Origin of the sequence: Lactobacillus sp. ESL0703 (genome assembly GCF_029433435.1) — a bacterium.
Lineage (GTDB): Bacteria > Bacillota > Bacilli > Lactobacillales > Lactobacillaceae > Lactobacillus.
The window spans coordinates 498,908-520,946 of record NZ_JAQTIB010000001.1 but is presented as its reverse complement, the minus strand read 5'-3'; the positions used below and the strand labels follow the sequence as shown (position 1 = coordinate 520,946).

Annotated in this window: 31 protein-coding genes and 1 pseudogene; 29 read left to right on the top strand and 3 right to left on the bottom strand. The window is 37.0% G+C overall.

Going from position 1 to position 22,039, the window contains the following annotated elements; translation table 11 throughout:
- The first annotated feature begins 12 nt into the window (after positions 1-12).
- From PT278_RS02325 to PT278_RS02185, 29 genes and pseudogenes are all read left to right on the top strand, one after another.
- On the top strand, positions 13-579 hold the full coding sequence (locus PT278_RS02325) for a phage scaffolding protein (protein WP_277129869.1): 567 nt from the start codon (positions 13-15) through the stop codon (positions 577-579).
- Positions 566-1,231: a capsid protein gene (locus tag PT278_RS02320; protein ID WP_277129867.1), complete on the top strand. Its 666-nt coding sequence runs from the start codon at positions 566-568 to the stop codon at positions 1,229-1,231. Before PT278_RS02325 ends, PT278_RS02320 begins: the two co-directional genes overlap by 14 nt.
- Before the next feature lie 109 nt (positions 1,232-1,340).
- Positions 1,341-1,736, top strand: coding sequence for a hypothetical protein (locus PT278_RS02315; RefSeq protein ID WP_277129866.1), 396 nt, complete (start codon positions 1,341-1,343; stop codon positions 1,734-1,736).
- Positions 1,733-1,867, top strand: coding sequence for a hypothetical protein (locus tag PT278_RS02310; RefSeq protein ID WP_277129865.1), 135 nt, complete (start codon positions 1,733-1,735; stop codon positions 1,865-1,867). Before PT278_RS02315 ends, PT278_RS02310 begins: the two co-directional genes overlap by 4 nt.
- A gap of 2 nt (positions 1,868-1,869) precedes the next feature.
- Positions 1,870-2,231 (top strand): annotated as a pseudogene (locus tag PT278_RS02305) (hypothetical protein).
- Positions 2,228-2,629 (top strand): HK97 gp10 family phage protein, encoded by a 402-nt coding sequence (locus PT278_RS02300; RefSeq protein ID WP_277129863.1) that lies wholly within the window; start codon positions 2,228-2,230, stop codon positions 2,627-2,629. The pseudogene PT278_RS02305 and the gene PT278_RS02300 overlap by 4 nt, the downstream one beginning before the upstream one ends.
- Positions 2,626-3,036, top strand: coding sequence for a DUF6838 family protein (locus PT278_RS02295; protein ID WP_277129861.1), 411 nt, complete (start codon positions 2,626-2,628; stop codon positions 3,034-3,036). Before PT278_RS02300 ends, PT278_RS02295 begins: the two co-directional genes overlap by 4 nt.
- Positions 3,037-3,226: 190 nt before the next feature.
- Positions 3,227-4,591 (top strand): phage tail sheath family protein, encoded by a 1,365-nt coding sequence (locus PT278_RS02290; RefSeq protein ID WP_277129860.1) that lies wholly within the window; start codon positions 3,227-3,229, stop codon positions 4,589-4,591.
- Positions 4,592-4,601: 10 nt separating this feature from the next.
- Positions 4,602-5,078 carry a phage tail tube protein gene (locus tag PT278_RS02285; protein WP_277129859.1) on the top strand — a complete coding sequence of 159 codons (477 nt, stop codon included), beginning with the start codon at positions 4,602-4,604 and terminating at the stop codon, positions 5,076-5,078.
- A 12-nt stretch (positions 5,079-5,090) separates the two neighbouring features.
- Entirely contained in the window at positions 5,091-5,504 is a 414-nt protein-coding gene (locus PT278_RS02280; RefSeq protein WP_277129857.1) for a hypothetical protein, read from the top strand.
- 224 nt (positions 5,505-5,728) lie between these two features.
- Positions 5,729-8,635 (top strand): tape measure protein, encoded by a 2,907-nt coding sequence (locus PT278_RS02275; protein ID WP_277129856.1) that lies wholly within the window; start codon positions 5,729-5,731, stop codon positions 8,633-8,635.
- Positions 8,635-9,327, top strand: a complete 693-nt coding sequence (locus PT278_RS02270; protein WP_277129854.1) for a hypothetical protein — start codon at positions 8,635-8,637, stop codon at positions 9,325-9,327. Before PT278_RS02275 ends, PT278_RS02270 begins: the two co-directional genes overlap by 1 nt.
- Positions 9,324-10,352 carry a late control protein D gene (locus PT278_RS02265; RefSeq protein ID WP_277129853.1) on the top strand — a complete coding sequence of 343 codons (1,029 nt, stop codon included), beginning with the start codon at positions 9,324-9,326 and terminating at the stop codon, positions 10,350-10,352. Before PT278_RS02270 ends, PT278_RS02265 begins: the two co-directional genes overlap by 4 nt.
- A complete protein-coding gene (locus PT278_RS02260) occupies positions 10,325-10,705 on the top strand; it encodes a DUF2577 domain-containing protein (RefSeq protein ID WP_277129851.1) in 381 nt (126 codons plus the stop codon). Before PT278_RS02265 ends, PT278_RS02260 begins: the two co-directional genes overlap by 28 nt.
- A gap of 494 nt (positions 10,706-11,199) precedes the next feature.
- Entirely contained in the window at positions 11,200-11,550 is a 351-nt protein-coding gene (locus PT278_RS02255; RefSeq protein WP_277129969.1) for a DUF2634 domain-containing protein, read from the top strand.
- Complete coding sequence (locus tag PT278_RS02250) at positions 11,537-12,685, top strand: baseplate J/gp47 family protein (protein ID WP_277129849.1); 1,149 nt, start codon at positions 11,537-11,539, stop codon at positions 12,683-12,685. Before PT278_RS02255 ends, PT278_RS02250 begins: the two co-directional genes overlap by 14 nt.
- On the top strand, positions 12,678-13,226 hold the full coding sequence (locus PT278_RS02245) for a putative phage tail protein (protein WP_277129848.1): 549 nt from the start codon (positions 12,678-12,680) through the stop codon (positions 13,224-13,226). The genes PT278_RS02250 and PT278_RS02245 overlap by 8 nt, the downstream gene beginning before the upstream one ends.
- 15 nt (positions 13,227-13,241) lie before the next feature.
- The gene (locus tag PT278_RS02240; RefSeq protein ID WP_277129847.1) at positions 13,242-14,042 is read left to right on the top strand and encodes a hypothetical protein; all 801 of its coding nucleotides are present in this window, start codon (positions 13,242-13,244) and stop codon (positions 14,040-14,042) included.
- A gap of 30 nt (positions 14,043-14,072) precedes the next feature.
- Positions 14,073-15,056 (top strand): hypothetical protein, encoded by a 984-nt coding sequence (locus PT278_RS02235; RefSeq protein ID WP_277129846.1) that lies wholly within the window; start codon positions 14,073-14,075, stop codon positions 15,054-15,056.
- 16 nt (positions 15,057-15,072) lie between these two features.
- Positions 15,073-15,381, top strand: coding sequence for a hypothetical protein (locus PT278_RS02230; RefSeq protein WP_277129845.1), 309 nt, complete (start codon positions 15,073-15,075; stop codon positions 15,379-15,381).
- 83 nt (positions 15,382-15,464) lie between these two features.
- The gene (locus tag PT278_RS02225) at positions 15,465-15,731 is read left to right on the top strand and encodes a type II toxin-antitoxin system prevent-host-death family antitoxin (RefSeq protein WP_277129843.1); all 267 of its coding nucleotides are present in this window, start codon (positions 15,465-15,467) and stop codon (positions 15,729-15,731) included.
- Positions 15,724-15,990: a Txe/YoeB family addiction module toxin gene (locus PT278_RS02220; protein WP_277129841.1), complete on the top strand. Its 267-nt coding sequence runs from the start codon at positions 15,724-15,726 to the stop codon at positions 15,988-15,990. Before PT278_RS02225 ends, PT278_RS02220 begins: the two co-directional genes overlap by 8 nt.
- 53 nt (positions 15,991-16,043) lie before the next feature.
- Positions 16,044-16,451, top strand: coding sequence for a hypothetical protein (locus tag PT278_RS02215; RefSeq protein WP_277129840.1), 408 nt, complete (start codon positions 16,044-16,046; stop codon positions 16,449-16,451).
- Complete coding sequence (locus tag PT278_RS02210; RefSeq protein ID WP_277129838.1) at positions 16,451-16,630, top strand: XkdX family protein; 180 nt, start codon at positions 16,451-16,453, stop codon at positions 16,628-16,630. The genes PT278_RS02215 and PT278_RS02210 overlap by 1 nt, the downstream gene beginning before the upstream one ends.
- 11 nt (positions 16,631-16,641) lie before the next feature.
- Entirely contained in the window at positions 16,642-17,001 is a 360-nt protein-coding gene (locus PT278_RS02205; protein ID WP_277129837.1) for a hypothetical protein, read from the top strand.
- Positions 17,002-17,012: 11 nt separating this feature from the next.
- A complete protein-coding gene (locus tag PT278_RS02200) occupies positions 17,013-17,342 on the top strand; it encodes a phage holin, LLH family (RefSeq protein ID WP_277129835.1) in 330 nt (109 codons plus the stop codon).
- Entirely contained in the window at positions 17,329-17,874 is a 546-nt protein-coding gene (locus PT278_RS02195; protein ID WP_277129834.1) for a peptidoglycan recognition family protein, read from the top strand. Before PT278_RS02200 ends, PT278_RS02195 begins: the two co-directional genes overlap by 14 nt.
- A gap of 144 nt (positions 17,875-18,018) precedes the next feature.
- Positions 18,019-18,357: a hypothetical protein gene (locus tag PT278_RS02190; RefSeq protein ID WP_277129832.1), complete on the top strand. Its 339-nt coding sequence runs from the start codon at positions 18,019-18,021 to the stop codon at positions 18,355-18,357.
- On the top strand, positions 18,350-19,435 hold the full coding sequence (locus PT278_RS02185) for a HigA family addiction module antitoxin (RefSeq protein ID WP_277129830.1): 1,086 nt from the start codon (positions 18,350-18,352) through the stop codon (positions 19,433-19,435). The genes PT278_RS02190 and PT278_RS02185 overlap by 8 nt, the downstream gene beginning before the upstream one ends.
- A gap of 52 nt (positions 19,436-19,487) precedes the next feature.
- Here the strand turns inward: PT278_RS02185 and PT278_RS02180 are convergent, their stop codons facing one another.
- From PT278_RS02180 to PT278_RS02170, 3 genes are all read right to left on the bottom strand, one after another.
- Positions 19,488-20,108 carry a hypothetical protein gene (locus PT278_RS02180; RefSeq protein ID WP_277129828.1) on the bottom strand — a complete coding sequence of 207 codons (621 nt, stop codon included), beginning with the start codon at positions 20,106-20,108 and terminating at the stop codon, positions 19,488-19,490.
- Positions 20,109-20,871: 763 nt separating this feature from the next.
- Positions 20,872-21,381, bottom strand: coding sequence for a site-specific integrase (locus PT278_RS02175; RefSeq protein ID WP_277129826.1), 510 nt, complete (start codon positions 21,379-21,381; stop codon positions 20,872-20,874).
- Entirely contained in the window at positions 21,382-21,954 is a 573-nt protein-coding gene (locus PT278_RS02170; protein ID WP_277129825.1) for an Arm DNA-binding domain-containing protein, read from the bottom strand.
- Positions 21,955-22,039 lie beyond the last annotated feature (85 nt).

Here is a 22,039-nt window from a genome sequence, read left to right as displayed (position 1 = left end):
AAAGGAGCAGATATGAAAAGAGAACAGTTAAAAGAGTTAGATTTGAATGATGACGTTATTAACAAGGTTATGTCGATGAACGGTGAAGATGTTAATGCTATTAAGGCTAAGTCTACTGAACTTGAGGAAACCAATAAATCATTAACTGAACAGATTGCCAATCGTGACAAGGACTTGAAAAAGCTGCAGAAACAGGTCAAAGACAACGATGACGTTTCTGACCAGTTAAAGGATTTACAAGACAAGTACAAACAGGACACAGCCAAGCTTAATGACCAGTTAAGTCAGACTAAGTTAAACAATGCAATTGACCAGTCTTTGACGCAAAGTAAAGTACGCAATACTAAGGCTGCTAAAGCATTGCTCAATATGGATAGCATTAAGCTTAATGAACAGGGCGAACTGATTGGCTTAGATGAACAAGTTAAGGGCCTAAAGCAATCTGATGCTTATTTGTTTGATGAAGGCAGTAAGCAGCCATACACACCTGCAAATGGACAGCCAACTGGTAATAATGAAACTCAAACTATGACAAATATATTTACGAAAGGATTGGTAAATAACAATGACAACAATTAATTTTGCTGAACAATATCAGCAAGCAATTCAAGACTCGTTCTACAATATGGACGGTGTTTTATATTCAAGAGATTTGTGGAACTCACAATCAAACTCAATGATTAAATTCGATGGCGCAAAGCACATTAAACTGCCTAAGCTCACCATTCTCTCTGGTCGTAAGGATCGGCAACGGAGAACAATTACAGGATTTACAACTAACTATTCAAACGACTGGGAAAGATATGAGCTGGCGAACGAACGTTATTGGCAAACGCTTGTAGATCCACTTGATGTTGATGAAACTAACTATGTTGTTTCGATTGCTAACATTACTAAGCAATTTAATTTAACGCAAAAGATGCCAGAACAAGACAGATTTATGTTTAGCCGTCTATATAGTCAAAAGAATGACTTAGATGGTGGCAAGGGCATTACTACTGATACACTCGATGAAAACAATATTCTTGAAGCATTTGACAATATGATGCTGGACTTTGATGAGGCACGTGTACCAGCTCAAAACAGAGTGCTTTATATCACGCCTAAAATTAATGCGATTTTAAAGCGTGCTGTTGCGAAAAACCGTAACATGTCAATTGATGCCAATAACCCACAAAGAACGGTTTACAGTATTGATTCTGTTAAGATTGTTATTGTCCCAGCTTTCTGATAAGCCTGCTGCATTTGCTTCGTCAGCTCCGCAAACTGAAGATGTTGGACCAGAGCAAGATACACCAGTAAGTAAGTCGACTAAATCTACGAAGTCTAGTAAATAGCTAATGGACTACAAGAACTATTCGAAATACGATGACGTAGTAACCAAGGTTAAACTGCTGTTACCAAATAGTAGTAATAACCCAAGCTATGAAAGTATTGTTGATTTTACAGTTGAAAAAGCAATCAATGATGTTGCTAACTATTGCAATACACCGATTGACGAACTGCCAGATGAGTTATGCAGTGCAATTGTTAGTTTAACCGCACAATTACTTGATACTCATGGTTGGCTTAATGGTCAACAAGACGACAGCGATATAGGCTCAATTACTGAGGGCGATGTTTCAGTTACTTTTAAGCAGCCTAGCGAAATCTATAAAGATTTGCAGACTGTTAATGCAATCAGCGATGATTTTCGCTCGATATTAAATAAATTTAGGAGGTTACCTGAACAATGAGTGAAAGTAAAATTACTACCAAGATAGAAATTAATGTAGATCAAGCAATTGGAGCACTTGATAAGCTTCTGGATAAACTTAAAGAGGCAAACAATGAATATGAAAAACTAAGAAATAATTCGAGGTCGTAATTATGACTATATTTGGCGGACTGACCAGAGTAGCACCACTGCTTTGGCATGATAAAGCAAAATAACTGGTAAGCGAGCAATGAAGCATGGTGCTATCACTGATAGCGAAACCGTGACGATTGTTTCTGATGAGCCATGTAAAGTTATCCTAAAAGGGCAAAAAGCCAGCACACAATCGTTTTTCGGTACTGATGAATACGATGCAGAATTGTTAATTAGGACTGGCATTGATATTCCGGCAGGTGGTCATATCAGTGTAACTGATGTAAATGGCAAAGTTACTCAGTATAAGCGAGCTAGCAAAGGTTATACCGGTTATGCTAGTCATAAAGAACTAGCAATGGTAAGGGATGAGAAAGCATGAGTTTAGGAACTGTTGATGATAGTGAGTTTAAAGCTTTTAAGAACAAAATTACTAGCGTAGTAAATGGTGGTCAGCCTAAGCAAGCGATTGGTGAGAGTGCTGGTCGAATTGGTCAACAATCGCTTAAGCAGTTTAAAGCTAATACGCCAGTTGATACTGGTAATTTAAGACGTTCTTGGCAAGTTGATGGTCCGCACTATGATGGCACAGGTTGGGGCATTAAACTTAGCAACAATGCTGAATACTCGTCTTTTGTTGAGAACGGTCACCGAACTTGTGGTGGTGGCAGTTGGGTACCAGGGCAATTTTTTATGGAGAAGTCAAAAACGCAAATCGAAAGTCAATTGCCATTCTTGATTACGCCATTATTAGTTAAGTTTAGGAACCTATTATCATGACAATTACAGAGCGCATAGCAAACGAAATAGCAGCAATCTTTCCAGATGCAGTAATTTATACAGAGAACCAAGACAGCAACTTTCAGGAGCCGTCTTTTTTTATCCAAAAAATTTTAACTGCAACTACGCCACTGCTACTTGAGAACCAAGACCGAAAATATCACTACCAGATAGTGTATTTCCCTAATCCTGACCATCCAAATGCAGATATGGATCGTGTGGAAGATAAACTGCTAGACAATTTTACACAGTTATCAGGCTTTGCCGATATTCATAATCGCGAATTTGACATTGATACAGCTAACACAGTGCTGGAAGTTAAATTCGAAGTATGGACCTGGGCAATTAAGCAAGATACTACGATTAAGCAAAGAAAGGTAGATGTAAATGGCGGAGTCAAAGACTGAGACAGTGCAGGAAAAGCCGTTTAGCACTATTAATAAGTAAGAAAACAGGTTTACGAAGAAAGCTATTCTTAATAGTAACTTGTTTGCAACCATTGATAAGGACATCTTACGTACTGTTTTAGAAAATGGTAAGACATACACGGTTGAAGAATTGCAAGCAGCAATTAAGAAATTTAAAGGAGGAATTTAAATGGCAGGCGGAACATGGAAAACGCAGAATAAGCGGCGTCCAGGAGCATATATCAATGTTAAGGGTGTTGCGCAACCAACTTCTGACTCTAGCTTAGGTAGAGCATTATTGCTAAGTAACGCACAACTAAATTGGGGCGAAAAAGGTGTTATTGAAGTACATAACGATAGTAATTTTAAAGAATTACTAGGGACGACGATTGATGATTCTAAGTTAGTAGTATTAAAGCAAGTACTCAAGGGGGCCGAAACAGTCCTCTTTTTAAATATTAGCGATGGTACCAGAGCCAGTCTTGATGACCCAGCTTTACCTTGGAAGTTTATTGCTAAATATCCAGGCACTAGGGGTAACGACATCTCTGTTAGTTTGGAAAAGGACCCAAATAACGCAACGATTGTCAACGTGACAACGCTGTTTGGCACTGAAATTGTCGATGAGCAGACAATTACCACGACAACGGGTAATAATCTGGTGGCTAATGATTATGTCATTCCGACAATGACGGAACAGGACAATGGTCAAGCTAAGCTGGAAGCAATTAGTACGGCAGCCAGCTACAAGTTAACTGGTGGGACAACAACGCCAGCTAATACCGAAGACTTAATGTCTGACGTGATGGAAACGGAAAACTATTCGGTTGTTACAACAGCTGGTTACCCAGAAGATAGTAATATTCATGCGTTACTGGTTACGGCAGTTAAACGGCTGCGGGATACAGAAGGTATGAAAATTCGCGGGGTAATTCCAGCAAGTTCAAGCATTAATCAGGCTAATTATGAAGGAATTTCTGTTGTCGCTAACGGCTTAACTTTGAATGACGGTACAGACTTATCTGTCACTAATGCAACAGGATATTTTGCTGGACTGTCCAGTTCAGTTGATGGTTCGGCGTCTTTAACTTATACCGAGATTGAAGATGCCATTAGTGCTAATCCGCGGTTGAACAATGAGAAAACTATCGCGGCATTGAATGCTGGTCAGATTGTCTTTACAACGCGTCCAGGTCAACGAGTTGTGATTGAGCAAGATATTAATTCACTAATCAAATTTACTAAGGATAAGCCTAAGAGTTTCAGTAAGAACAAAGTTCTGCGGGTGTTAGATCAAATTGCCACTGATACAGAACAAGTCTTTGAACAAAGCTACTTAGGCAAAGTTGGCAACAACTCCGCTGGTCGTGATTTATTCAAGGCTAATCGAGTAAGTTATTTACAAGGCTTAAACGACAGCAATGTTATTCAGGATTTTAGCGCAACTGATATTACGGTTAATCCTGGTACAGATAGTGATTCAGTTGTTGTCGATTTGGCAGTCAAGCCTGTGGATGCAATGGAAAAGCTGTACGTCACAATTAATGTAGGATAGGAGGAACAATATGCCTTTAGAAGCAAGTGATTTTTTAAATGGTAGAAACGCGATTTCTACAAAAGAAGCAACTGTAACCTTAACGATTGCTGGACACGTCTATAAGATGATTGAATGTAACGAGTTTACAGCCAAATTGGAAAAGAAGAAGGAAGATATTCAAACTCTCGGAACGCACTGGAAGCGGAAGAAGACTACTTCTATTGAAGGAACTGGAACGCTGAGCGGCTACCTGATTAACTCTAATTGGATTAAGCAAGCAATGCCATACGTTCAAAATGGTCGTGACTTGTACTTTGACATTACGTTAACGATTGAAGACCAAACGACTGATTGGGGTAAGCAGGTTGTTCAACTCAATAACGTCAATCTTGACACCATTCCGATTGCCGATTTCAAGGCTGATGATGGTGTAATGGAAGTCAAGTCTGACTTTTCGTTCGAAGGCTTTAGCTTAATCAATGAATTTAATGGCAGTTTACAATAAGGAGAATAAATTATGACTGAAAATATCAATGACTTTTTAATGAAGAACGTAGAAAATCCCGTTAAAACGGAAAACGTTAAATTTAAACGTTTTAAATCGCCGTTTAAAATTAAGTCACTATTGGCTGAAGATGTTACTAGATTGCGGAATCAAGCAACTAAGCAGACGTTAAACAGTAAGACACACCAATACGAAGCGCAAACTGACCAGAATAAATTTACTGATTTAATTGTTGAAGCAAGTGTGGTATCGCCAGACCTCCACAATGCGGAACTGATGAAAAGTTATAGTGTAGTTGACGGGGATGCAGCTAAATTATTACAAAGAATGCTGACGATTGGCGAATACAGTGAACTTGCTGACCGGATTATGAAGATTTCGGGTATTGAAGACGCCGAAGCAGTGAAGAATACGGCAAAAAACTAATTGAAAACTCAGTTGGCGACTTTGGTGCTTTTCACTATGTACTTAATGAATATCATTGGACACCAAAACAATGGACAGAACTAAGTGCAAGAGAAAAAGCGCTAATCGTTGCGTCAATTGAAGTTAGACAAAAACATGAGAAAGAAGAAGTTGAGAAGATGAAACGGGAGAGCAAGGCGTAAGGTCTTGCCTCTTTTTGTTATTGCAAGAAAGGAGGTAAATATATGGGAGTAATTGAAACCACAATCCGCTTAAATGACGCTTTTAGTGGGACGCTGCGCAAGCTTGAATCAGGTTTGAATGCAGGTTCAAGTGGTTTTGACAAGCTAAAGGGTGCCTTAAATGGTGGCAACATGTTTGGTAATGCGACTAAGCAATCTAACGGATTTTTCAAGTCAATGGTTGGTGGAACCGTTGTGGGAGGCATGATTAGTAAAGGAATTGGGGTTATTACTGATAATCTTGATGGCGCAATTGATAGACTTGATACTATTAATAATGCTAGCAGATCATTTCAGAATATGGGATTTTCTACTAAAAATACTAAATCAGCTATTTCAAGCTTAGATCAAGCAGTAAACGGGTTACCAACTCCTATTGATTCAGCACTTCGTAATACGCAATTATTAGCAGCATCAACTGGAAAGTTAGATAAGTCAACGCAAATATTTAAAGCAATGAATGATGGCATTCTTGGCTTTGGTGGTACTTCGGCTATGGTTAATAATGCAGTTTTACAATTATCACAATCCTTAGCTAATGGCAAAGTAGATGGTATGACGTGGAACAGTATGCTGAATAGTAATATGGGTCCAGTGCTTGAAGCAATCGCTAAAAAAATGAAAATAACCACTGGAGAACTAAAAGAAGGATTGTCGAAAGGTAAAATATCAGTAGATCAGTTTGAGGATTCGTTAATTTCTTTAGATAAAAAAGGTGGCGGAGGTTTAAAATCACTAACCAAAATTGCTGCTGATTCTACTAAAGGAATTAAAACTAGTTTAGCTAATTTACATACTGGAATAAAGAATGCATTAGCAACTGGAATATTAAAGCCACTTGTAGATGCAGGATTCACTGATACATTAAATGATTTGACAACCAAAATAAAGGCATCTGGACCACAAATTGCTAATGCATTTTCACAAATAATTGATAAAGTAAAATCAATTTCAAGAAATATATTTGAAGGTTTTAAATCAACAGGAGCATTATCAGCTGTGAGTGGTATGTTTCATGATATTAGCGCTACTATTGGCAGCATTATGGCAAAAGCTTCATCTGGGGGAGGTAATAATTTCTTTACTCAACTCGGCAGTTTTGCAGGAGGTGTCGTAAGCGGTGCTGCTAATGCGATTGACGGTATAGCTAGGGCTATTGGAGGAATGAACCCAGCTACACTTCAAGATTTAGCCTCTGCTTTTATCATTCTTAAATATGGTATGAAGGGATTAGTATTCACTGTCGTTGTAAATGGACTTAGAAATATAAGTCGACTAGATTCTGGTCAAATAAAACAGATTGCAACGGCTATTCAAATTTTAGCTGGAGCTTTAGTTGCATTGAAAGCAGTTAAGGGAATAGCCAATGGAATATTGTCAATCAATAGTGCTATTTCTTCTTTATCCGGAATTATGGAAGCTATTGGTTCTGCACTGAGTGCCGGTTTGGGGGTCGCGCTTGGTACAATCGCAGCTGTATTAGCAGCTATAACAGTAGTAATAGGTGTAGCTGTGTGGGCATGGAAAAACAATTTTTTAGGATTTCGTAGCTTTGTTTCGAATATTTTTAGTAATTTAGCGGCAATTTTTGAACCATTTAGACAAGCTATTGGTAACTTAGGTAATGCTTTGGCACCTGTAGGTCAGTTGTTAAGTGTTATTGGGATGGTAATAGCAGGTTCAATCGTCGGCTCTTTATATCTTTTAGCAGGAGCAGTGGCTGTAGTTGTAGACCTCTTTTCAATGTTAATTGATATTGTGTCAATTGTTATTTTTTCTTTTAGAATTCTTGTTGATGCAATTAATGTTGTGTTACAAGCTTTAAGGGATTTGTTTACTTTAAATTGGAGTTTTAGTAATGCAAGGAATGCAATTAATCAAGTTAAATCCGATGTTAGTGGCTTGAAAGACACTTTTAGCAACTTGGGTAATATTGGTAAAAATGGTGCAACAGCAGGGTTTATAAATGCTTTGAGCAATATCGATAGTAAAGCTAAGACCACTCAATCTGATTTAAACGGGATTAAGGTACCTAACATTGCTCAGAATAATGCCAGCGTATTTAATATGAACAATGTTGCAGCTAATAAAGCAGCGTTAAACAAGAAAGTTAAAGTGGGCTATACATTCGATACTAATCCTGCTGGACTTAAAAATACTCAAAATCAAATAACAGGGCAATCAGTAAAAACTAAGGTTACACCTGATATGTCTAAAATAGGCAACTTGCAACAACAAGTTCAATCAAAAATGAACAATAAACCAATTAAGGTTAAAATTGCTACACCTAAAGTGCCAACGCCAAAGGCACCTAAGATGAAGACTATCAAAGCTAAAGTTGCCAAGCCAAAAATTCCAACACCTAAAGCACCAAAGATTAAAACTTTGCATGTTAAAGTCGCAAGACCGGTTATTCCCCAGCCTAGAATGCCTAAATTGAGAAACATTCCAGCCCCTCATGTAGGCAGACCGTCAATGGTAGGTGTTGTTTCTGCGGCAGCCGATGCATTAGTTGCACAAGCTGATCGGGCGGCACGTGCAAAAGCAAAAATTCATTCACCATCAAGGCTATTTGCTGAAGTTGGTAGTTTTATCGGTCAAGGTATGGCTTTGGGAATGAATAAAACTACCGGTTTAGTTAGTGCTGCAGGAGCAGGATTAATCGATGCCGCTAATACTGGAGGTACCGTGGGCGTTAATTATGCTGGCTCTGGCTCAATTACACCGGCTAGCTTGACACGCAGTCAGGTATTTTCTACTCGTAATAACAGTAGTAATAGTAGTCACGCTGTTACGATTGCCAAAGGTGCCATTGTAATTAATGGCTCAAGCAAACCACAACAAACGGCTGATGAAATTATGACAGCTATTGAAAAGCGCATGGTTGAAATTGATAATAGGAGGCTTTAATGGACAATAACGATAAGTTCGCAGTGTATCTAACCAACTATGCTAATAATGAGACTATTGAATTACCGCTTAATCCAAGTGACCTAAAAATCAAATATGAGTCTGATGATAAGACGCAAACGGTAATTAATCTGGGTGAAATCAATCAACTTGGCCCACTGAAACTTAGTACTATCGAAATAGAAAGTACGTTTCCTAAAGACGACCATTTTGTTTCAACTGCTGATTTTCAAGAGCCAACCTATTACATTGATTGGCTGAAAGAAATTCAGAAGAGTAAAGGGCGAGTACAGCTGGTAGTTGCTTCGACTGAATTAAGTAGGACAATGACAATTGCTAGTTTTGAACCGGGCTTTAAAGATGGCTATGATGGCGAATATACTTATACTTTGGAACTTAAGGATTACCGCAAGGCGAGCTATAAGAAAGTTAAGAAAAAGAAGAAAAAGCGTAAGTCAGGTCATAGCAAGCACCGCAATAGCCCTGCTAAGAAGATTGGCAGAGGCTCAACAGTAATTGTGAATGGTAGATTGCACTTAGATAGTGACGGACGTGGAGCGGGTGCTTACGAGAAAAATGCAAAGCGTAAGATTACCAACATTGCAACGGGCCACAAGTACCCAATTCATGTTTCAACGCTATCAGGTGGCGCTCGTGGTTGGGTCAAGAAAGGTGATGTGAAAAGAGCATGATAACCTTTTTTCAAATTTGGTCACGAGATAAAAAGAAAGGTTACGATGTTAAAAACATTGTCGCTAATCCGAAATGGACAACAGATCTGAACTTTTCTGCTGGGCAATTAGATTTCGATTTAATTTATCAAAGTAAGACTTATCTGCCAGCGCTTGGCAGTATTGTTAAGTTCTATTGGGATCACAAAAAGGTCTTTTATGGCTATGTTTTTAAGGCAGAACTTAAAAGTGGTAAGACGGTTAGTATTACAGCTTACGACAAGACGCGATATTTAAAGAACCAAGATTCTATCGTGTGGAAGACAGGAACAATTGCCGATCGGTTTACTAATGTCTGCAAGCGAGCTGGCATCAGTCACAAAGTAGTTGACCGACCGAAGCATAAGGTAGCTGCGGAAGTTTGTGACGGCAAGTCATACTTCGATATGCTAAAAAGTGCAATCAAGAAAACATTGCGGGCGACTAACCACATGTATTTCATTTATGCTAATTATTCGCGGGTTGAACTGTGCCGAGCACCGCGTAAGAAGCTTAAGCTGATTTTGGATAGTGACTCAGGGATGACGGATTTTACATATTCTAAAGACATTGATAATACAGCAAACGTAGTCAAAATCGTTCAAAAGAATGAAAAGAAATCCAAGTCTAAGACAGCTACAGCAAAAAGTGACGATCCTAAAAGAACGAGTTTTAAAACGGTAACTAAAAAGATGCCGAGCGTGAAGCGCTGGGGCAAATTGCAGATTACAGAAAATAAGAAAAATAAAGCTAATCATGCACAGATGGTTAAGCAAGCGAAGAATGTCCTAAAGCAAAAGGATTTAGCCAATAAGACATTAACCGTTAATTGCTTAGGTAACCTTGATTTAGTGGCAGGTAATTCGGTTGAAGTGAAAATTAAGGGTTATCGCACAATAAAGAATTGTGGCATTTTAAAGGCAACGCATAATTTTGGCACAGATTATAATTGTGAATTAGAAATGAAGGTGATGGCGTCATGGCTGGCGAGCGACTCTACAGAATGATGCATGAACGCGGCGGTTCGGATAATGAATACTGTGACATTGTTTATGGCACGGTTGATTCGGTTGACCCACTGAAAGTGCAGTTAGCTAATGACATGATTCTGACCGATGATTTTATCATAATGGGTAAGAACATTGGGAAGATTGTACTAGATTCTAAGGCTAAGATTTATGCGCATAGTGACCAGGTTGGCAGTGAGGCAGGTAATCGCCCTGAATTGATTGAAAAGGTTAGGTATGAATTGGACAATAGTTTAAAGGCTGGTGATAAGGTGACCATGATTCGTATGGATGGTGGTCAGCAATTTTATCTGTTTGAACGTGAACCGAAAGTCAAATTGAAATTGACATAGTAAAATAATTCTCTTTTATGTATAATGAAAATGTTGGTTGAGAAACCAACTAGCCTATAAGTAGGAAGTGAGTTAGATGACTCGCAGAGATTACCGTAGGGCAAGCAAAAAAGCCAACCGCAAGGTAAACTTTAATCGTTTTACTAATGTGGTTAGCTTTCTAGCGAGTCTTGCAACAATCTTGAGCTTGTTACTCCAATTGTTCCAACTTTTTAGGTAACAAGCAAAGGGGAAGCGGGAACGTTTCCCTTTTGCTGTAATTATAGCAAAAACTAAGGATTATTCAAATGAAAAAACATGAGACTCGATGGCAAATAATAAAATTAATCTTGGATATAATTATTATAATTTTGGCAGGGATTCTTATTTATGAAAGAATAAGGAGGTGGTAAGTTGTGAACGATGAAGACGTAATTATTGATGACGATGACGGCTTAGATACAGTTGACGAAGACCAAGATAATGATGAAGAAGTAGAAGAAGATCAACCAACTTTGACTTTTTTTATTAAAAATGGACGAATTCGTAATAAAGTTGACGAATTATCAGCAATGGTTCAGGCAGTCGATAAAATCTTAAAAACTGAACGCTTTGTCTATCCAATTTATAGTGACCAGTACGGCAACGACTTACCAGATTTATTCGGTAAGTCGTTTTCTTATGCTCGTGTTGAAATCAAGCGAATGCTGAAAGAAGCACTACTTGATGATGACCGGATAACTGAAGTGACGATTGACGGCATTAAGCAGTCAGACAGCACCACGTTATCTGTGACCGGGACTTGCACCACAATTTATGGAGATGTGCCAATAGAAAGCGAAGTGAAGATAAGTGACACCAGATGAGTTAGCAGCGGAATTTGAAGAACACGATGTAGATTATTATATGGAAGAAATGCTGGACGCAGTACCAGATGACATCGATAAGCGTGAAGATTCGGTAATTTATGATGCAATTGCCCCCGCCGCTTTGGTTATGGCGCAAGAGAATCAACGTATGGCAATGATTATCAAGGAGACATACGTGAGAACGGCTGAGGGTGAATTCTTGGATTATCGGGCGCAAGAGCGAGGTACTAATAGATACCCAGCAACACAAACAGAAGTCAAAGCGAAGATAACTGATAGTGACGGCAATGCAATCAATAATGTAGAAATAGGCGACCAATTCGCAAGTATTGGTGAAACGCCTATTTTTTATACTGTCACACAGATTTATGATGACTTAACGGTTGCGATGACAGCTGACGACCCGGGAACAACACCTAATGGTTATCTAGGACAAATTCTACCAGTTACACCAAATGATGAATTGTCCTGGGCAGAAATTATTGAAATTATCGCACCAGCACGGGACGAAGAAACTGACGACCATTTACGAGCTAGATTGTTAGGCTCAGATGATTGGATTGCCTACGGTGGCAATATTGCGGACTATCTAGCAATGACTAGTAAGATTACCGAAGTAGGTGCAACGCAGGTTTATCCCGTTTGGAATGGTGCAGGCACGGTTAAGTTAGTCGTTTTAAATAATGACTTGATGCCAGCTAATCAGGATTTGATTAATAAAGTTAAAAACCTGATTGACCCTACTGATAGTGAAGCTCAAGGTTATGGCTTGGCCCCAATTGACCATCAGGTTACCGTAACTGCACCCACAGCCTTAACCGTTGATATTGCGACAAACATTCAGATTGACAGCCAGCACAGTGCAGATGTAGTTAAACAGCAAATTAATGACCAATTATCCGAGTACTTTAAGAATTTGCGAGCAAGCTGGAATTTAATTGATCCTAAGACAGGACGCGGTTATGCTATGATGATTTACCGATCGAAAATATTGTCGCAAATTATGCAAATTGAAGGCGTGATGAACGCCACAATTCCTAGCTTGAATTGTGCGGATAGCGATATTAAGTTAGTGTTTGATAATAATACTTCGCAATTACCTATCTTGGGGACGGTGACACTGAATGAGTAATAACTTGATGAATTATTTACCAGATTACTACCAAGATGTGTACGAGATTCAGGCAATTATGCATGCACATGGGCAAGTTTTAGATGAATTTGAGAGTAAACAAATTCGGACGCTGCTCAATCAATTTGTGACACAGGCTGATAGTAAGGGGATTGCAGTATTTGAAAATCAGGTTGGTGTGCAACCAAGCCCAGGCGATGATTTAGTAACCAGACAGAACCGAATGCTAATGCATTTATTGCCGCCAAGACCGATTACGATTAGGTATTTAAGAGAACTGTTTAAAACTTTGAAAATACCAGTCAACATTACGATTGATTATGGTCAAAGAAACGCTATCGTTGAAGGCAATAGCAGCATTACTGATGCCCAAATTGATAACATTAGATATATTCTTAACGTTTATCTGCCAGCTAATATGATTTATGAAATCAAGATTGCCTTGAAGCAGGCACTAATTAGTAACGACCTGTTTATTGGTATAGGAATGAAATCAAAAGTAACAACGGTAATAGATGCAAATGTGTCGCAGATTTTTTAAAGGAAGTGATAAATATTGTCAAAATATAATAAGACAGTTCTGACGAATGCTGGGATTGATCTAGCCAAGAAAGTTAACGCTGGGCAAACTAAATTCAGTATTACTAAAGCAGCAACTAGTAGTGAAAATTTGTCTGATAAGAGTATTGCTGACTTGCAGAATATGACTGAACTGCCAAGTATTATGCAATACGGAGAAATCAGTGATGTTGAGGACTCTGCACAGGATAAAGATACTGTAATTGGCATGGACTTGGAGTTTACCAACAAGGAATTGGCACATGGCTACAGTGTTAATACGATTGGCTTGTATGCCAAAGAAGATGGTGGTAATGAATTTCTATATGCCATTGCGACGGCTGTTGATGCCGAACACATGCCAGACTTTAATAATAAGGCAATGTTCCAGTTCAACATAACGATATATGTAGTAGTTGGACGGTCTAGCAATGTAACAATTAATGTTACTGAAGAAGACGTTACTACCAAGCAAGATTTAGAAACGGTAAAAACAGAGCTAGGTCAAAAAGCAAACTCAACTGATGTTACGAAACAAATTAATCAAGCCAAAAGTGATGCTGAAAAATATGCTTACGATCAGGCTAAACTTAATGATGATAATTTTAAAGGTTTAAAGCAGCGAGTTGATAATCATGATACGGCTTTAAATGGTAAAGCAAGTAAGCAGGATGTCACAGATGCGAAGCAATATGCAGATAGTGCTGCAAAAACTGCACAATCGAATGCGAAAAATTATACTAGTTCTCAGATAGCTAATTACTATAATAAGCAGCAAACCGACACTTCTTTAAATTAAAAGGCGCCTTCAACTATTGATGGCCATGATGTGGCACACCTGCTGCATGACTTTGTAAGTCTATGGGGTGGTGATGCAGAACGTGAGCCTATCATCAATGGGAATTCAACCCATTTTTTCGATCAAGTTGAACTGGTCGGCAGAGTACTTACTGCTAGCGGCTTTTTTGCGATCGATAGTAATAATTATACTTTCCCAATTAGAAAAAATGATGGAAGCTACTCAAATGAACAGCTAGCTACTGCATTGAAGTTGATTAGCGAATATACGTATTCGAATAAAGCCTATGCTGATATGGCAGCCGATAAGGCTAAAAATGATGCAGAGACTTACGCTAATAACAAGTCAAAGGATAAAATTAGTTCAGTATTTGTCAATGGTAACAAAGTAGAGCCTGATCCTGAAAGTGCTGTTAATTTGAGTTCTGTTACCAGCTTTAATGGTAAAACTGGTGATTTGCAAGTTCCGCTCTATGCATCAAACTTGCTTGAAAACACTTCGGTTAGTCCACAGGCTATTGGTGTTAATGGCCAAATTGGCACTAATCAAATTGCTGTAAACAATGGCGAAGTATATTCAGCTAAAGCCTTCGTTGACGCAACCAACAGCAATACAGATATTTATTTATCATTTTGGCTTTACACTGAGAATGACGCTCCAGTAAGAACTACATCTGAAAATATTGTTAAGGCTGGACAATCAGGTTGGATAAGTACGGATTATAAAGTTCATGATTATAATGGAACACCAATTATTGCCATTAAGTTGCATACACATGGCGATAATTCGAATGTATCATTTGCTAAAGTAGCCAAGTGGCAAGACGATACTACACCGCCAGATATGACATGGCTTCCCGCTCCTATTGACATAGCGACTATGCAAGATATAAAGATTTTGCAGGGACGTGTAACTGTATTGGAAAATCGTGAGTATGCTAAAGATGCTGGAAATGATGCTGACGCGCTTACGTATTCACAATCACATCCTAGTGTAATTGTTTTTGGTAATTAGAAAGGAGAGTAATAACGTGATTTTTAATGGTAAGAATCATGACCATTTTTATTATGGTGGGCAAAAATGGCGTCAAGATGATGTTGAAAAAATTGGTAAAACTATAATATTAACGGTTGGTACAAGTCTTTATGATTGCTTAAACGGTATTGGTGCACCAAGTATCTTTAATTATTTTGATGGCATTGAAGAAAAAACAGTTACGGGAGTTGCATATAACTATTTAGGTAGTTTAATGTTTCAAGTGGTAATTTTTCCGAGCGAGACCGACATAAACTCGGGAAGATATCTTTGGGTGCATGCTAGCGATGTAAAAATAATTTAATATCAGATTTTGGCGGTGCAATACCAATAGATTGACGTACTCTAATACGTACGCTAAAATACATCTTATTAGGAGGTAAAATTATGTCAGAAATTGTGACACCAACTAAAGCAAGGTCAAATTTGTATAGCTTGATTAATGAGACTAATCGTGATGCGAAGCCAGTTTTTATTGCTGGTGCTACTGATGAAAAAAGTGCTGTTTTAATTAGTAAGCGCGAGTATGATGAACTGCAGGAGACATTGGCACTAGTAGCTAATGGTCAATTGCAAGAGGCAATAAAACGTGATGACAGAGATGATAAGGCGGTAAATTTAGACGATATGATTGCCGAGATTGATAATGAATGAGTGGCAAATCAAAATTAAATCATCTGCTAAAAATGATTTAAGAAAAGTCATGCAGAGTAATTTACGAACGCGATTTATGGAAATTAAGCAAACACTGGAGAATGATCCTTATGAACCAATCCAATCTTTTGAGAAGCTAGAACCTACAGGTCGAGATTATTATTCACGAAGATTAAATGGTAAACATCGGGTAGTTTATAAAATTAATAAGCAAGATAAAATAGTCGAAATTCTGTCTTGCTGGTCACACTATGAGTAAAGCAATTTAGCAGAAAAGCTAAGTTGCTTTTTTAATAGAAAGGAAAAATTAAAATGACAGAAGAAACAAAAACATATATTTATTACAGAAGCGACAATCAAGTGCCGTTTGCAATTGACAGAGAGGAACAACCATTTGGCGATTATATCCCTTGGCCGTTTGTCGCTGAGGCACCTGATCCATCAATCCAGTCACCAAAGTATGACTGGAACAAACGGGAGTGGTATGAATACAAGCCTGATGCGCAAGGTCAATTAATTAATCAGCTGTCAGCAGATGTGAAAGATGTTAAGACTGATACAGAACCAATCAAGGAAGATAAGACGACGATTGACCAGACGCTTACTTCGCTTCAAACAGGGCAGACAACAATTGGTCAACAAGTCGGTAATGTTGTTGATATGATGTCGCAAATGATGGCAGCAATGACCACAGGCGACGCAGGAAAGGAAGCTGAATAATGTTTAACTTAAAACACTTTGCACCAATTATGGAAAAGGTATATCAATCACTTTATAACTCAAAAATTTACAACAAGGCTAAGATTGCTTCATTTGTAGTGCTAGGCACAATTGATGCGGCAGCGTATAAGCGAATTACTGGAGAAGAATATGAAGCATCTACTGAAAATAGTAAGTAGGTGCTATTTTATTGGACTGGAATAATTTGTGGGATTGGTTAAGTAGGCTAGGCATCATCACTTGGGTGTCAAGTCTATGGCACCGTCACCGTAAGAAAGTGGCGGCAGAAAAAGAATTATTGGAGCAAGTTCCTAAAATCAAGCAAAGCGTTGATGAACTGACTAGATTGGTTACGCAACTTAAAGCGGGTGAAGTTGAGGACTTGCATGTTGAGTTAGATGAATTATGCCATGTGATTATTAAACAGGGCCATTCAACACGCAATCAATATACAAGACTGAACCAAATTTATGAAGTTTATCATGCACTCGGTGGTAATGGTTTAGGAACGAAACTATATGAGGAAGCTAAAGCACTTCCGACAATTTAAGGAGATTAATTATGGTTAAAATTATTTTCGACACAGTGTACGCTGTGTTATTTTTATTGGCTGTTTTAGTTGGCTTCTATGCCACTAAGCATGTAACTAAGAACAAAGCATTATTATTTGTAGAAGACTTGGCAAAAGCTTTTGTTCATCAAGCTGAAACAACTGATTTACCTGGAAAAACTAAGATGGACAATGTAATCAGCAGTGTTGAAGACACTTTGGTAAATCACGGAATTAAGGCTGATGCTTCGCTTGAAGCTGTAATTCGTGCTTTTGCTGAACAAGAAGTAGCCAAAATGAATGTTGGTAAGAAAGAAGATGCTAAAGTTGAAAGTAAATAAAAAATATCAATTAGCAGATAATGAAGGTAGTTCACAATTAGCTCAACCACGGTTTATTGTTGCTCACTCAACTGGGACACCTAATGGAGAAGCTTGGGCAATTGCAAGGAACATGAAAAATGGTATTAACACTAGCCAGACTTATGTTCACTTAGTCGTTGACGATAAAAGCATTTATCGTGTTGGCGCTTATAGTTATAAAGCCTGGGGTGCAGGCGAACCAGCTAATAGTCTGGCACCAATTCAAATTGAACTTTGCGAGTTTACCAATCATCGTAGAGCCATGAAGACGTACAAACATTATGTTAACTGGCTACGTTGGGCAGCCAAAAAGTACAATATTCCTTTAGAGCTAGATACCAGTTCTTATCGAGGAATTAAAACCCACAGTTGGCTAGTGCAGAATGGCTTGTCAAACACTAATCATGTAGACCCATGGCACTATCTGCCAAAGATTGGTGTATCTAAAGCTAAGTTCCAAAAAGACCTAAAGAAAGGCTTTAGCGGCGTTAATATTGCATTGACCAAATAAAATAGGATAGTGTTGGCATCTCTACGGGGACCAACGCAAAAGACCGTCTGTAGAGTTTGATAGCTCTATGGGCGGTCTTTTTTGCATGTTTATTGACAAGCTTAAGCTTAATTATTACAATGAAATTACCTAAAAGGTAATTTCATGGAGATTATTTATAAGAATGATAAAGTGAAAAAGCAGTGTACGTCACTACGACAGGCTAAAAAAGATTTTTCTGATAAAGTAGCAAAGAAGCTTTTAGGAAAAATTAATTTTATTACTAGCGCTGAAAACTTGGCATCGATTATAAATTATCAACCATTTAATTTTCATGCTTTAAGAGGAAACCTTGAAGGATATTATGCAATGGATATTGATGGACGGCGAAGTCAGTATAGACTTATCGCTTGCTTTGATGAATACAGCAAAGAACAAGTTTTTACAAAATCACAGATAATAACGATAATCGAGATAACGGAGGTAAGTAAGCATTATGAGTAATGAAACAGAATATAAAGACCTAATTGCTTTTCATCCGGGGTCTTACATTGAAGAAATTGTGGAAGATTTAAATATCACACAGGCGGAATTTGCCGATCGCCTTGAGGTGTCGGCTAAGACTGTCAGTAAATTAATTAATGGTGAAACTGCAATAACTTCAAAAATTGCTAATAAATTAGCAAAGTTAACAGGAATTTCAATGAAGACTTGGTTAAGTTTACAAACAAATTATGAAGTTAAGTTAGCTGAAATCGAAAATCAAAGAAATGCAGATGAAAAACGTGCATGTGATCTGATTGACTTTTCTTACTTTAAAAAATACGGTTATGCAGATAAAAGTAAAAAACGTTATAGTAAAAGCGAAAAAATTCAGATTTTAAGAAGATCACTTAAAACTTCGAATTTGTCACAATTATTTGAATTTAATCCATTAGTTAGTTATCGCAGAGCAGATTTTAGTGAAAAATCGATTGTATGTTCAAATGTTATGTTAGAACTAGCGACAATGGATGCAAGAAACAAAACTAACAATAAATATGAAAAGGTAAAACTCGAAAAAGCTTTACCGATTATTAGAAAGATGACTCTACAAAAAACTAAAGTATTTTATCCTAGGCTAAAACAACTTTTGTTAGATTGTGGTATTGTACTAGAAGCATTTCCAAATTTAAAAAATGCTAGTTTGAATGGTGCAACTAAAAAATTCAAAAATGGTAGCATACTCTTATTAATTACAGATAGAAATAAAAATTCCGATATATTTTGGTTTTCTCTTATTCATGAACTAGGACATATTTATTACGAAGACTTTTATTCTGATTATGAGGATAAAGAAAAATATCAGGAAAAAGAAAAGAAAGCAGACAGATTTGCTGAAAACTTTTTAATACCACAAGAAAGCTATAAAGAGTTTGTAAAAAAGCATAATTTTGATTTTGATGCTATTCAAAGTTTTGCTAAGAAGGTAAAAATAAATTTAGGTATTGTCATAGGTCGATTACAATCTGATAAATATTTAAAATATAATCAATATAGCAACTTAAAATCAAAATATAAAATTTCATTGCAACAAAATTAAATGCAAAGACCGCTCTGGAGGATAAAACCTCTGGGGCGGTTTTTGTTTTTGCTTATTTATTTCTGTTTTTAGCTATGTTTTCAAACAGCTTTTCATCATCTATATAACTAATCTCTAACTTTCTAGTAACCCATTCTTCATTATCGTTATATTTAAATTCAAAATTAAAATCAGTATTACAATTTGAAATTTTGAAATTTTGATTTTTATCAGTTCTAAATGTAATAATAAAGTCTCTTTTTGAATAAGGAGATAAAAGTAACGGCATACTATCCGATAAAAAGTCCATATTAGAAGCGCTTGTAAATCCTTTTTGTGCTGCATATTTGATGTCTGAGTCTATGAAATTAATGCAGTCGATTGAAAGTGGCTTAGAAGAACGATTTAAGACAGAACAATATAAGCTTAAATAATTACGTTTATCACTGTGATTGCCATCAGGTGATATTGTACCCGTAGAAAACCATATGGGATAAATTTTGGGTTCACGCTCTGCTTCTTCATCTTGTTTTTTATAAGAACTTCTTGCTACATATGCTGAAATGCCTGCTGCAACTGCTGATAAAAAAGCAGCTATCATTGATCCAATTGCTGTCCAATTAATTTTGGAACAAGTTGTAGCTATAGCAGAAAGAATAGCAGCAATAGCAGAAAAAATTACTGTCCAATTCAATATTTTCCCTCCATTATTAAAAGGGCTCCTTATCAGATGTATCTGCCACACATTGTAGAAAGGAATCGGTTTGTTCTTTTTATTGAGTATATTAGCCGGAATATATAAAGTCAATTGCTCTAATGTATGGTCGACCAGTATATATCTTTTTACTTTTAACACATATTTTGTCAAGTTTCGTTTATAAATCGAAAGAGATTCAAAAGAGATATTGTTGACATAGCAACGTTAATAATGATTTTTGAAAAAGAATCGAACGTGCTATAATATAGCTAATCAAGTAATTGCCACGTTAGTGGTCGATAGCAGCTATTAAATTAGCGTAGTAAGCAATTTGATCAGTTGCTGAAGCTGTCTTAATAAAATAAATACCACCCGTTTATTCGGGTGGTATTGTTTGTAAAAACTAAATTATCTTTATGATGGAGTCTGCATCAAAATTAAAATGCTGATATACCAACGATCATCAGGGGTTCAAATCTGAAATAGGCTATTTAGTTAAAATTCAAAATTGATACAAAATTTGATACAAAAGAGCTTAATAACGATTAATATTAATTTACGTGAAAAAATTGAAATCTTGAATTGATGGGATTTTTAATATCAGTTAACATTAGTTTATGCTTAAAAATCAATAATTGTTTTCCCTCATCTCCATAAAATGATGCCTAAATTCGTTGATATATCAGCATTTTATAAATGTTATGGACTGAATTTGGACTAAATGACCCAGCTGAATTAACAGCTGGGTCTATTTTTTTGCTTAAAGTGAGTCTAGAATTTCTTCAATATGATTATCTGATTTAGCCTTTAATTCATCAATCATGTGGGCATAGACTTTAGCGGTAATTGACATGTTTGAGTGACCAAGACGTTTACTTACAGCATAAAGGTCAACACCTTCATACAATAGAATCGAAGTATGCGTGTGCCGTAAACTATGAAAGTGAAAACCAGGTTGATTGATTTTGCACTGCTTTAACAATTTTTTTAATACATTATTACAAGCGGTTGGAGTAGGGACAGTTTTAAAGGATGTACCGAACACATATTTATGATTATACTTTTTCAATTGTTTTAAAATATCTAGCAGTTTATGGCTTACTCTAATAGTTCTAATCGAGGAAGGTGTTTTTGGTTCCTTTATCTGATTTGAAGCATATGCATAACTCTTGGTAATGCTAATTGTTTTTGCTTTAAAATCAATGTCAGACCAAGTAAGTGCCATAATCTCACCAACGCGCATTCCTGTATAGATAGCAGTTAAAATCATCTAGCGGCTATTATAATGCGGGTTTAAGTCAGATTCAGTTTGTTTAATTAATTTCTTAGTTTCAGCAACTGATAGATATTGAACATCCTTAGTACGATTTTTATCAAAAACCAAATTTACTCTGGCTGTAAAATCATTCTGAACAATGTGATCAACAATGGCATCGCTCACACACGCATGGATTGTGCCTTGTACCTTTAGCATTGTATTTTTTGAATGAGTCTTCCCATAATCATTAATAAAGCTTTGATATTGAACACGAGTAATCTTATTCAGTTTTTGTTCACCAAAATATTTAGTAATTAGAAAATGAATATTCCGATAACGATTAACAGTGCCTTTGCTTTTGCCAGGGATACGAAAAGTTTCAGCCCATTTCTTGTAATACTCGGCAAAAGTGGGATTTTCAATTACTATATCAGACTCAGCTTTTTGTACTTCTATCTTAGATGCCCACACTTGAGCCTGCCGTTTTGTTTTAAAGCCGTTTTTAGATTTTTGGTGGAATTGACCATCTTGTTTAAAAGATACTCTGGCGCGCCATACATTGCCGCGTTTATCAAAAGTTGCCATTAGAAACCACACCTCCGATGTGATAAAATATTTTTGAGCGCACTAATAGCGCAGATTACATGAATCGATTAAGAACAATGTTTGG